Origin of the sequence: Paenibacillus sp. 2TAF8 (assembly GCF_052114825.1) — a bacterium.
GTDB lineage: Bacteria > Bacillota > Bacilli > Paenibacillales > Paenibacillaceae > Paenibacillus.
In genome coordinates this window covers 102,283-114,997 of record NZ_JBFRFN010000006.1, presented here as the reverse complement: position 1 = coordinate 114,997, position 12,715 = coordinate 102,283, and the positions used below count along the sequence as shown (strand labels likewise).

10 protein-coding genes are annotated in these 12,715 nt (G+C 45.5%); 3 read left to right on the top strand and 7 right to left on the bottom strand.

The features are described from left to right. Window positions 1-6 precede the first annotated feature (6 nt). Window positions 7-696 carry a stalk domain-containing protein gene (locus AB4Z30_RS10665; RefSeq protein ID WP_441926025.1) on the bottom strand — a complete coding sequence of 230 codons (690 nt, stop codon included), beginning with the start codon at window positions 694-696 and terminating at the stop codon, window positions 7-9. Between the two features lie 439 nt (window positions 697-1,135). On the opposite strand from AB4Z30_RS10665, the gene AB4Z30_RS10660 reads away from it, so the two are divergent. Then, complete coding sequence (locus AB4Z30_RS10660) at window positions 1,136-2,194, top strand: MalY/PatB family protein (protein ID WP_441926023.1); 1,059 nt, start codon at window positions 1,136-1,138, stop codon at window positions 2,192-2,194. 199 nt (window positions 2,195-2,393) lie between these two features. Here the strand turns inward: AB4Z30_RS10660 and AB4Z30_RS10655 are convergent, their stop codons facing one another. From AB4Z30_RS10655 to AB4Z30_RS10635, 5 genes are all read right to left on the bottom strand, one after another. Continuing rightward, window positions 2,394-3,452 (bottom strand): alpha/beta hydrolase, encoded by a 1,059-nt coding sequence (locus AB4Z30_RS10655; protein WP_441926021.1) that lies wholly within the window; start codon window positions 3,450-3,452, stop codon window positions 2,394-2,396. A 152-nt stretch (window positions 3,453-3,604) separates the two neighbouring features. Further along, window positions 3,605-4,564, bottom strand: coding sequence for a hypothetical protein (locus AB4Z30_RS10650; RefSeq protein WP_441926019.1), 960 nt, complete (start codon window positions 4,562-4,564; stop codon window positions 3,605-3,607). 380 nt (window positions 4,565-4,944) lie between these two features. Then, window positions 4,945-6,984, bottom strand: coding sequence for a hypothetical protein (locus tag AB4Z30_RS10645; protein WP_441926017.1), 2,040 nt, complete (start codon window positions 6,982-6,984; stop codon window positions 4,945-4,947). Further along, complete coding sequence (locus tag AB4Z30_RS10640; RefSeq protein WP_441926015.1) at window positions 6,959-7,861, bottom strand: ABC transporter ATP-binding protein; 903 nt, start codon at window positions 7,859-7,861, stop codon at window positions 6,959-6,961. The genes AB4Z30_RS10645 and AB4Z30_RS10640 overlap by 26 nt, the downstream gene beginning before the upstream one ends. After that, window positions 7,854-8,243, bottom strand: a complete 390-nt coding sequence (locus tag AB4Z30_RS10635) for a GntR family transcriptional regulator (RefSeq protein ID WP_441926013.1) — start codon at window positions 8,241-8,243, stop codon at window positions 7,854-7,856. Before AB4Z30_RS10635 ends, AB4Z30_RS10640 begins: the two co-directional genes overlap by 8 nt. A 1,292-nt stretch (window positions 8,244-9,535) precedes the next feature. On the opposite strand from AB4Z30_RS10635, the gene AB4Z30_RS10630 reads away from it, so the two are divergent. Both AB4Z30_RS10630 and AB4Z30_RS10625 read left to right on the top strand, forming a co-directional pair. Next, complete coding sequence (locus tag AB4Z30_RS10630) at window positions 9,536-10,369, top strand: futalosine hydrolase (protein WP_441926011.1); 834 nt, start codon at window positions 9,536-9,538, stop codon at window positions 10,367-10,369. Further along, complete coding sequence (locus tag AB4Z30_RS10625) at window positions 10,366-11,208, top strand: 1,4-dihydroxy-6-naphthoate synthase (RefSeq protein WP_441926009.1); 843 nt, start codon at window positions 10,366-10,368, stop codon at window positions 11,206-11,208. The genes AB4Z30_RS10630 and AB4Z30_RS10625 overlap by 4 nt, the downstream gene beginning before the upstream one ends. 826 nt (window positions 11,209-12,034) lie before the next feature. On the opposite strand, the gene AB4Z30_RS10620 is transcribed toward AB4Z30_RS10625, so the two are convergent. Next, window positions 12,035-12,685: a pyroglutamyl-peptidase I gene (locus AB4Z30_RS10620; RefSeq protein ID WP_441926610.1), complete on the bottom strand. Its 651-nt coding sequence runs from the start codon at window positions 12,683-12,685 to the stop codon at window positions 12,035-12,037. Between the last annotated feature and the right edge of the window lie 30 nt (window positions 12,686-12,715).

Sequence of the window (12,715 nt, the reverse complement as noted above, 5' to 3'; positions counted from 1 at the left end):
ACTCGCTTATTCTTCTCCCCAGATGACCGTCACTTCATTTAAATCCTTATTGCTTGAAGATGGGTTACCTGTAATCGTTACAGCATACTTGCCTTCCTCACGACCTAAAATGCTGAATTCGTCAGCTTGAATATCCTCACTGTTTTGAGTCAGGTTTTTATTCTGATAATAATTTTTATAGGATGAAGCAAGTGTACTCAGACTATCCTTGGTTGTATAAATAAGAACCACTTTTTTATTTCCATCAACAACGCTCTCGATCAGACTTGTCGCTTTGGCATCCTTAGGCAACGGGAAATCCGCTGGCAGGTACTTGGATTTCACTCCTGATGCTGGTGTGTTCGCACCTGTCGATGGGGAAGTTGAACTACCGCCACCAGTAGATGCAGATCCACCTGAGGAGCTGGAAGCACCAATGCTTACCTTATTATTTTTAGCATCATATTTCACTTCTGTATTCAACGCTTCTGCAATGGAACGAGCCGGAAGATATGTACTGCCTTGATACGTAATTGGCGCAAGCTTTTTGCCTTGGTCACCTGTTGGCGTAAATTTTTGTCCATTTACTTCGATAGCAAGTCCGTGGTTCAAATAGGCTTTGATCGTCTCCAGCTGTGTACCTGCATAGACACCTGCCGATCCCGTTAGTACCATACCAAATACACCTGCAGCAATCAGCCACTTTTTGTTTTTCATTTTCGTTTTCCTCCCAGTTTCAGTTAAATATAAATTGATGTTACATCTTTAATTGAAAAAAACGGTTAAGCATAGATATGATTCGGATACTTATAGTTCGTATAACAATGAGCTGTACTAGATAATTACGGAATCTCATCTTATATTAGCCATATCATAAGCACTTGATCGTATGTTGTAAACGATATCTCACCAAATCAGGACTTGGGTCATATAAAAATGGTTTAGAAGTTGCGAAAAGTGAAGATGTATTAGATAATGATCTCTTGTTTGTAGGACGTAACAACGAATGAATGTAACCAAGGAGGACTTCATTGTTATGATAAATCACAGTTTGTTTGATACACCGATTGCCCGGTTATCCACCGCTTCCGAGAAATAGGACGGGCTGGAGCAAACCTTTGGTGTAGCAGATGCACTCCCCATGTGGGTGGCCGACATGGATTTTGCTGCCCCCCCGTCTGTTGTTGAAGCTTTGCAGACCCGAATAGAACACGGTATCTTGGGTTACACGCTACGTACCGAGGCTTATCATGCTGCAGTTACTGACTGGATGTTACGCCGCCACAACTGGCACATCAATGCGGACTGGATCGTATTCACACCCGGGATCGTACCGGCGCTTAGCATAGCGGTACAACAATTCACTTCACCTGGTGATGCTGTAGTCATCCAGACTCCGGTATACCCACCCTTTTATAATGTGGTAAAGGACCAGAGCAGAGAACTCATAACAAATCCACTGATCGAGAACCAAGGGCAGTATACGATGGATCTAGAACAACTCGAAACCAGTCTGCAGACTGGTAAAGTCAAAATGCTGATCCTGTGCAGCCCGCATAATCCAGTTGGACGTGTATGGAGCCGCGAGGAGTTGGAAGGACTTGCATCGCTGTGTCTAAAATATAATGTACTCATCGTATCGGATGAGATTCATGCCGATCTGGTATATGAGCGGGGAACTCATACGCCGCTTAGTCTGATCTCGGAAGCGATCGCAGATTACAGCATCGTCTGCACAGCACCAAGCAAAACGTTCAATATACCCGGATTATGCACCTCCAATATCATCATTCCAAACGCCGAATTGCGGGCACATTTCGCCCAAGGTGTGAACACCATGGGATTATCCAGCATAAGTACACTGGGAGCAGTAGCAACCGAAGCGGCTTATAATGGTGGTGAGAGCTGGCTCGATCAATGTCTTGCTTACATTCGAGATAATATGGAATACGTGCAGCAATTTATAGCCGAGCATATGCCTGGCGTCCGGGTATATCTACCTGAAGCAACCTATCTGTTATGGGTCGATTTCCGTAGATTAGGGTTGACTCATGCGCAATTAAGCAAGAAACTGCTTCATGAGGCAGGACTCGCTTTTAATGACGGGATTGTATTTGGTAAAGAAAGTTCCGGATACATGCGCATAAACGTAGCCTGTCCACGTGCGACGGTTGAAGAAGCTATGCGCAGATTGCTAGTGCTGGTCAAGAAGTAAACATCAGGGTGTCTCGGCAGTCATATCATGTTTTTTCATGATTACTGCTGTGATACCTTATTTTTTCACCAACAGTCCATTTCACATTGCATTTATTTATCCTCTGTTTTCTTACGCCATCCTCACTCCCCATCCTCATTCATTTTAATTGTTCTTGTTCTTGTTCCTGTTCCTTTACCTTACTATCTGAGCCTTTCGGTTACTTATTTCTATGATTCTGAATAAATTGCACGGATGCCTGTAGCGCCTGCTGTGCAGCTTCACTTCTCAGATCGAACTGATAATCATGTCCTAATTTTTCGGAGGATGATTGAAAAAATAACGTTTCTGTTGTAACACCCTGATGCTCCAACACTTCTGCTAATTCCATTGATTGTACGGTCAAAGGATCATCATTACCAGAAGTGATAAATGATGGTGGATATTCGCCTGTAGCCTGAAGTACCGTTGACATTTCATCCAGATTTGGATCATCTTCGTATACCTTGCTTCCCGTGTATGACCAGAGGAACGTGCGCATAAATGGAAAACCTGTACTCTGAGCGGTACGCAAGTTATACGGGCCACAGAACAAAAGTGTTCCTCTTAACTGCTCAGGCTCAACCGATGGTGTTATATTCATCTGTATTGCGAGATTGGGATTCGTAAGCAAAGCTGCAGTCTGACTTGCAATCTGGGCACCAGCTGAATTACCGGCAAGAAATAGGTTATTCGGATCGCCTTGATATTGACTTACATGATCTCTGATATAAGTTAGAGCCTGATTTGTTTGTTTAACAGGCATAGGATATGTCGTACCCGGTGCAAGTGCATAGTTTATGCTCACCACCACATGACCACGTTTGCTCAGCTGCACCGCATAATCGGCAATGTCTCCTTTATCGCCCATAACCCAACCGCCGCCATGAATCCACAATACGACCGGCAACGGTTCAGTTGCTGCGGAAGGATAATAAATGTCCAACGTACTGTTGCCCCGGCCTTCATCCGCATAGACCACATCGGTAACCCGAGTTACCCCTTCCAATTCATTCGTGTGTTTGCTGTTTGTGTTCGAAGTAGCGAGCTCAAGTCCTGATTTCAGCAAGAAAATCGTTATTTTAGGTGTAAACTGTGCACCGATTCCTACAAAACCGATAATCAGGATCAATAAACAGATGGGAACCCAGTAACGCTTTCGTTTCCATCCAAATCTGCCTTTACGCTTAGAATTTGTTCTGTTAACACGCTTTGACTCAGTTCTGCCTGATCGTTTCATCCTATGCCCTGGTTGCACCAGCTTGCACCTCGTTCCGTGTCCAAATGGACTTAATCTTTTTATAGAGGTGTACGCGCCAGAAAAAATCAAGTTTCTCTTATACATTTTTCACAGGATAGATCACAAGCCACCGACTTGCAGAATCAGGCTTCTTAATTAGGTCTGTTACGGATCTCCTGACTAACCTTGACGTAGATCGCGGACACCTTCTGCTCTAACGTGTGAATGTTCCGGGTTGCAGCCGACCACCTTTCAGCTGAAGAAACCAAAGAATTCAAGGCACTTAATGCGCGTGAAGGCTCACCTTTTTTCAGTATTTGTTTGAAATTCCGCAAGGCATTCTTATATCGTTCTCTGGACAAGCTGACCTGCTTTTTGGCCGATTTGATCTGTTTTTTTACTGCAATCGTGCCATTTAACATGGTTCGCAGCCGCTTCACCTCGTTATTTTTCCGCTTCCGTGCTTCAGCAAGGTTCATTTTCTTCGTACGAATATCCTCCCGTGCCAACTGCACCAGCGGTTTCAACGTTTCGGCCTGAGTACGAATGGCAGAACTAAACTCTTTGCTCTGAAGCCCCTTGGCTGCAGACAGTTGTTTGTTCAGCGAGCTGTAGAGTTGAAACAACGGTTCATATCGTGTCCGTGTATGCTCAAGGCTCTCATGAAGCGCTGCCAGCTTAGCTGCGTCAATGCCACTGATTTCTTTTCGAAGCTTCATCAATTCAGTCGCATTGGTCGTATGGAGTTGCTTGATCTTTTGTTCCCACATTTCTTTCTGTGACTTCCACTGCCCGGCAGTCTCATACGATTGCTGCAAGTTACGCTTGGTCTGTGCATCCGCCTTGTTTAATACCATGTTCCAGGCTTTCTGCGCAGTTACATTCAGTTCGATCCCCTCACCGTGAACTGTTGCTGTACTGCACATCATTCCAATCCCGAATGTTACAGCAAACATCACACTCAATCTTCGTAAAATAGAATGTCCAACAAACATGTTTAACGAAGACTCAATAAACAGACCCCACTTTGAATGTCCTATCCACCCATTCTTTGATTGTTGTTCCAATGTTGGATGCTCTGCCAACTGACGTTTCTCTAAGCTAAAATGCATATCCTTTTGCCCCCTTTTCCAGTTTGTCTTGCATCCCAACTGCCATTACCTCTGTACTCGTCGTTGGGAGACTATTCGATACCTCAATCGAACACATCTCCTCTGCAGTTCAAGATTCCAAAGTCAGCGATCGATTCCGTATACGACAAAAAAAACACCCGCAAGTCAGGCATATGCCTGCTCTTACGGGTGCTTCCCTCCTGAGCCGTTCCATATAAGATTCGGTGATCAACGAGTTGTCTGAATCTTCACTTTTTCAAATATATTCCATATGATTCATTTGGTCAAGATGCATGTTGGAACAATGTGCACATTCTGTAACAAGCAAATATTGTGAATGATACAACCTGCAGCTACAGCGAGTGCAGAAGAATAACAAGTTATAGATCGCCTAGAATGGCTTTCATATTCTCGGTGAGATCTTCCTCCTTTAACATCATATATAGGCCCTGGCCTTTGACCAAATTTAGTTTAATCTGATAAAAGGTGCCCCGATTGGTGTTAACTCCGGATCTTTGGCGCTGGATCAGTTCGCTAATAATTTGTTTGTTTTTGGTCGCGACTTTTCTGTTTCCGTTCAGGTTTTCATTGATAAATTGCGAATCAGCATAGACCCACTTCACTTTACCGGGGCTGTCGATCTCCTGTTTAATAAACTGGGCGGAGGCAATTTCATCTACAGAAACCTGCAGCTGATCATATAGCTGGTTATCCTTGAGCCATTTAATCAAACGGGTATAGGTTGATTTAATCTCATACGTTGAACTAGAGTTAGAACGGTCCATTATCTGCTTGCCCGATGATTCATCCACATTATTCGGATAGATATCGGCTGACGCAAATGATTCCCAAGTGGATTTCTGATCTTGATACGTTTGATCTAGAATTTCTGATTTCAGCAGTGCATTGAATTCACGGATTAACTGAGGATCACTGATGTACACAGTACGATCACTAAGGATGCTTGACCGAATACCGATACTGCGAACATCGATATCCAGTCCATAAGTTTCATATCTGTTTTTTTTGTAATCTTTCCAGTTTTTCATATTCTCGAATTCCGATTGAAAAGCAGGCTCAAAAACGGTGTATTCCCTTGATAAGGTTTTCCCATTCTTTAACTTATAATCAATGATTACACTTTCTTCCCCTAGTATATATTGATTCTGTACCCTGTCCTGAAGGGACGGACCGGCATCCACAATTTTCTGATGAAGGTCAAGAACAGCCTGTATATACCCCTCCGTGTTAGAGTACATCGTTTCGTCATCCACCTTCACATATGTACCATCCACGTAGATAGAACTATCGCCTCCAATACGTACCTTTTCCACGCTGTCCTTGGAAGGCACATTGGCTGCATAACCATTCCAATCTGCAACAGGTACGTATAAGATTAACGCAGTTGCAATCCCGTACACAGCAAACCTTGGTAATAAGCTACGGTTCCAGATCAACCAGGTTTTGCGAATAATCATCTCGGCTCCAATGTATCCCGCAACGCCTCCGATGACATACCCGACAATACCCCACATATCCGAATGTCTGGGCGAAATTGTCGACAGGTAAGCACCACCCGTTAGTACAACCGTGAACATGAAGCCAAAACGGAAAATCGGCTTTACAATCCGGAATGTAATGGCCTGCGATGCTGATTCCACATGCCGTTTACGATATAAAAGATATGACAGAACGATAAGCAGCACCGTCATAGCAGCATAGATCCCAATTTCGCTCCAGCCTGGTGCTTCTTGGAGGACGCTCATCCGGGCGACCGGGGATATACTCTCCATACCGGACCGAAGCGCATGATCTGGAAAACCTAACAGATAACGCTTCAGATGCATCTCAAAAGTTCCCCAGAAAATTAATGGAATCAGGCTGATGCCATATACAGTAAGTCCTTGTAAGATGGACTGTCCAATACACATGCCCACCGCAACAGTTAGCATAAACATGAACAAAGAGATAACACTCATCGTCAAGCCCCACATCCAGATCACACTGCCGTCAAAAATAAAAGCAGGTTCATCCAGAGCTGCGGACACCCATGCGGTAACTCCAGCTGTAATCCAGATGGGAACCAGAATCATCACATATCCGGTCAGCAGGTTCATCGTCAGCAGATGTTTACGCCGCAGCGGCAGGCTGTGATATATATCCGCAGGTCCACCGGCCTGGATATACCGAAAGAGGAATAATGCGATCACTACCGGAACCGTTATCGCTAAGAACCAGTGAAATTCTCCACGCGCTCTAAACAAAGTGCTAATTTCTTCTGTATAATCCCGGTACTGTGTACCGATAAATAACGGAAGTGAATATAATAACAGAAGCAGATAAACAATCCCGAGCCATCCATGCTGCCTAAAATTTTGGTACAGGATGCCGCGGTTAAAGTATAATCGGTTGAATGTCATAACCGGCACCCTCCATTTCATAGATGAAAATTTCTTCCAGCGTTAGCGGCAAAACATCCAGCAGATACGGATCATGCAAACGAAATTGCGAGGTAACATCTTCACGATGACCTTTAACAATGTACAAGGTGACACTTCCTCTTTTTTCTTCATGCAAAATATGAACTTGTTCTTTCAGCAAACCGGCATGATCCGGGTGGCGGAAAGCAACCTGAATCTTGTGAGTGTCGGCCTTAAGGTCATCCAGATCTTTCTGAACGATAATTTGGCCTTTGTGCATGATGGCTACATGGTCACAGAGATCTTCAATCTCCCGCAAATTGTGGGATGAGATGATAATCGTCACCTGACGCTCCGCCGCTTCCTGGAACAGCAGGTTTTTGATCTGCTGGCGCATGACAGGGTCCAGTCCATCAATCGGTTCATCCATCAGCAACACCTCAGGCATACAACTGAGTCCCAGCCATACCGCGGCCTGACGGCGCATGCCTTTGGACATGCGATGAAGCTTGCGTTTTACATCTAATTTGAAGACAGATGCTAGTTGATTAAATCGCTTATCACTCCATTGTGGGTACACGGAACGGTAAAATTGAGCCATGTGAGTTATCGAAGATTGTGGGAAAAAGTACGGTGCATCGGCCATAAAAATCGTACGGCCTTTAAGTTCCAGATTCTCATAGATTTCTGCCCCTTTGATGCGTACAGTTCCACTGTCTTGTCGATAGATCCCTGCAATGATTTTGAGCAGCGATGTTTTGCCTGCCCCGTTAGAACCGAGCAGACCGTAAATCGATCCCTTATGTATGTGCATACTTATGCCATTAACGGCCTTTTCCTGTTCAAAAGCTTTAATGACTTGGTTCAGCTCAATCATGAGGTACCTCCTTTTCTATTCGGGCCATCGCTTCTTCAAATAACAGAGTCATCTCCGCCTTGGTTAAACCGGAAAATGAAGCTTCGGCAATCAGTTTTACCAAGGAATCTCTGATCTCATCTTTCATAGCCTCCTTCGGATGTTCCACAGATGGTGATACGAAACTTCCTTTACCCTGCACGGAATAAATATAACCTTCTCGTTCAAGCTCACGGTATGCCTTTTGAATTGTATTCGGGTTCACGGTGAGCTGTGTTGATAATGAACGAACGGAAGGAAGCTGCTCATCGGGTTTCAGAATACCGTATACGATCATTTCTTTGACTTTATCCACCAGCTGCTCATAGATCGCCTTACGGCTACGTACATCCAATTCGAACATCCCGCACCTCCTCTCTTAAATGGGTTAACTGCCATCCATTCTTTTCTTTACGACCGATGTTCATTTTGCATTTATTTATGTTTTTCGGTTAAAAGATGGATGATACTTGTGTGTTACACTGTATCACCTGTACTACTATTAATAATACAGTTAATACAGTTTGTCAATCCTAAAATTGACTCCATATGTGAAACCGAGGGAAGAGCAACAATTTATAAACGAACAATTAATATGGTATAATTGACATATGGAAAAAACGTTTAAAAAGCACTTCGCTTTATTCCTGTATTCTTTGAAACCTTAAGAGGATATTTCGTTGTGAAAACAGTTTTAGAGAGAACTTTACGAAAGTCCTGTTAAAGATACCGTTTTTCTGATTCAGGTTATCGAGCTCCACTTATGATCCAGACTTGTTATAGAATAAGTGTGTGAACGTTTGGCGTTTGCACATTTGATCATTTGATCGTTCTTATCACAAGCAGCATTGAGAGGAAATAATCGGGGAATAGCTTGAATATGACATGCTCGCTATCGGGCGAAAATATATTCAAAAGCTTGTTCTGCACTTGTCCCTTCGTTATGATGAGTTATGATAAGTTATGATGAGTTAGGACAAGTTCGGATATGTTCGGGTGTGTTCGGAGGAAGAAGCTCTGTTATTCATTTGGTGCAGAACATTGTTGTGCAAATCAAACGTGTCTTGACACCCAATGAAGTGCATCTTTGGCCGACTTTTCGCCCCCTGCTGCGTCAACTCCACTTGATGTACCCCGGTACGCTTGCGGTACACTTCCTGACTTGCAACGAAACTTCAGCTACATTGGCTTTCTTCATTCGTTTTCAGACACACCCTGGAGTTGTAATCGCATGGTGGGAACATTGTTTTTTTGCCAATCTGCCATTCTGATGTTCCGGTGTTCTGGTGTTTCGATGTTCTGGTGTTCTGCTGTTTTAGCTTTTAAGTAGCAATTTAACGGATTGAAATTTGTCCACATGTCGTGTACATTTAGGGATTTTGTTTAACAAAAGGTGGACACGTTTTTGAGAATAACACCCATTATACACCAATCTACATATAGACTTAATTTTACATTTTGTTGTTTTTTTATCTATATATAGTATTTCAAACATTAACCGAGGGACATGCTCTATTTGAGAGGAGTGTCCACTCTTTGAAAGACAAAAAAGGTTCATTTGTTCTCATACAGTGGACAAGAATAGGTTTGGGTTTGGGTTTGGGTTTGGGTTTGGTATCTATTAAATACTACAAATAAAATCGAGGTAAATGCCCAATGAATACATTTAAAAGTACATTCTCAGATAAAGGCGCTACAACAACCGGGTTCTGTACAACTTCTCGCGTACTGATTGTAACGGCAGTAGATGCGGAAAAGGATGCAATCCTTCGCGGCTTGGGTGATGATGCCGCAGCACAATTTGATGTAATTGCGGCGGGCGTTGGCCCTGCCTCGGCCGCTGCCGGAACTGCCGCTGCCATAGCCTTTGCTTCAGCAGCGGCACGTGAACTGGCGCATGGCACTGCCGCGCCAGAGGAACGTGATGCGGCACAAGCATCTGCCGCATCTTCAGGGCCGGGGCCCGCTGCCGGAACCGGCGCCAGATCAACAGCCTATGGGCTGGTGATCAGTGCCGGCATCGGCGGCGGGTTCCCCGGCCGGGCGGACGTCGGCTCCCTCGTGGTAGCCGACGCTATGGTTGCAGCCGATCTGGGCTCGCAGACGCCAGACGGCTTTCTCTCTGTGGACGAGCTCGGATTCGGCTCGTCCCGTGTAGCGGCGGACGCGGTGCTTGCCGCGCGCCTGCGCCATGAGCTGCAGCGTGCAGGGCTCGCTGTCAGCGGGGGCACTGCGGTCACCGTGTCCACGGCGACCGGAACCGCGCAGACGGCCGCGGAGCTGCTGCGCCGCGTGCCAGATGCCGCCGCCGAAGGCATGGAGGGCTTCGGCGTGGCAACAGCTGCGCAGCAGTTCAGCCTGCCGGTACTCGAACTGCGCGGCATCTCTAACGCGGTCGGTCCACGCGACCGCGACGCCTGGCGTATCAAGGATGCCCTGGATGCGCTCCAGGCAGCAAGTTCAATTTTACGGGAGGTTATTACATCATGAATATTGCTTTTTCCCCTTGTCCTAACGATACATTTATCTTTCATGCCTGGGTACACGGATTGATTCCTGGTGCACCTGAACTTGAGGTTCGCTATGCAGATATTGATATAACCAACGGCCTTGCTGCGAATCCCATCGGACCAGAAATTCCGGAAGTAATGAAAATCTCTTATGCAGCGCTTCCCTATGTACTGAAAAACTATGCTTTATTACCTGCTGGCGGTGCGCTGGGCAGAGGTTGCGGTCCTTTAGTTTTGACGGCTGATGGCACAACGGACCCGGCATACCTGTCTGGACGGCGGGTCGCCGTGCCGAGCGAGCGCTCCACAGCCTATCTATTATTCCGTCTATGGGCCGCACAAAATGTCCTTGGCGGTGTCGGTGAAATTGTGGTCATGCCTTTTGATAAGATCATGCCTGCTGTTCGCGATGGTCAGATCGATGCCGGACTGGTTATCCATGAAGCGCGTTTTACGTACCAAAACTATAATTTGCAACTGATGACAGACCTCGGCAACTGGTGGGAGAGTGACACAGGCTTGCCGATTCCCCTTGGTGCCATTATTGCACGCCGTGATCTGGATGCTGATGCTCTGGCTGGCTGGGCTCGTGCCTCTGTGGAATATGCCTGGGCACATCCTGAAGAATCCCAAGCATACGTGATGCAACATGCACAGGAAATGGATCCCCATGTCGCCGCTCAACATATCGATCTGTATGTCAACGAATTCAGTGCGAATTTGGGCGAAGATGGATACGCCGCCATTACGGCACTGCTTGGTCGTGCTATGCAAGAAAAACTGGTTCCCGAGTTCGACCTGAACCTGTTACGGATCTGACCTCCCCATTACAGTGCTCCTATTGGCTGGTAATGATTGGTTCGTACTGATTGGCTCGCACTGAAAAGTTGTTAGTTTATTAACTACGAGCATAGCCAAAGCTATTGCTAACCGGTTAGAGCCTTTCTTTTTACAGCAGCGTATCTCTAACGATCCTGACAGAGCTTATTTGGCCTATTTTTGCACTCTGATAATTCTAACGATCACCAGGAAGCTTATTTCGCCGAAAATGACTCTTTTTCACCTCAATCTTGTCTATTTTGGTGAAATAGCGTTCCTACGGATCGTTAGAATTATAAAACCACCAAATTAGTGTAAATAAGGTCTGTGGAGATCGTTAGATTTTTCACCGGACAATCGTGCAGGATCATCGTGTCTGACGCGCAGTTTTATTGAGTCCAATATATGAAAAGGGCAACTCCGCGCGCCACCTTTGTGACGTATCGGAGCTGCCCTTTTGTTGGTTGGTTCTTTGGTTGGTTCTTTGGTTGGTTCTTTGGTTGATACGTTCGTTCGTCGTCCTTGGGTTCTTTGGTTCTTGGGTTGATACGTTCGTTCGTCGTCCTTGGGTTCTTTGGTTGATACGTTCTTTGGATGGTACGTTCGTTCGTAATTGATTGGTTGGTTGGTTGGTTGGTTGGTTGGTTGGTTGGTTGGATGGTACGTTCGTTAGTTGGTTATTTGATTCGTTGACTCGTTGGTTCGTTAGTTGGTTATTTGACTCGTTGGTTCGTTGGTTCGTTAGTTGGTTATTTGATTCGTTGACTCGTTGGTACGTTAGTTGGTTATTTGGTTCGTTGGTTCTCTCGTTGGTTTTATTTGCAGTTTATTTTTTTATTCCGTCCTCTATGTTTATTTTTGCTTCTGACAAAATTGTGCGGATCATGGATCGCAGTGCATCCAGCATCACTGGCAATGGCAAAGATGGGACAGATGGCTCCAGTACGGCCATTTCAGTCGATGCCGGAAAATGTACAAACCCCGCCCTCACGGACAACTGCTGCAACCGAATATAATCCAGTACCCGGTACATCGTGTTATTACATATATAGGTTCCCGCTGTGTTGGAGACGTTTGCCGGTATGCCCGCTGTCAACATATCATTGACCATCGCCCGGATGGGCAAGGTGGAAAATAAACCGTCCGGACTTCCAACTGCAATTGGCTCGTCCACAGGGCGCTGACCTTGATTGTCCGCGTAAGATCGGGGCGGAATATCCTTCACGTTGATCGCGATGCGCTCTGGCGTGATCGCTGTTCTGCCTTTTGCCAACCCGCAAGCGATAACGACATCTGGCTGAAAAGCCTCCATCTCTTCAATTAACAAGTCTGCACATTCATCAAAATGCACAGGCAGCAGCAAGGTTTTTAATACAGCACCCTCAACAACCTCATACTCTAATGCCGCCATCAACGCCCCTGTCGGATTCACCGCATCTCCGCCAAAAGGCTCAAATCCTGATATCAAAAATTTCATCACCGCTGCACTCCCTCCTGTTGTAATCAT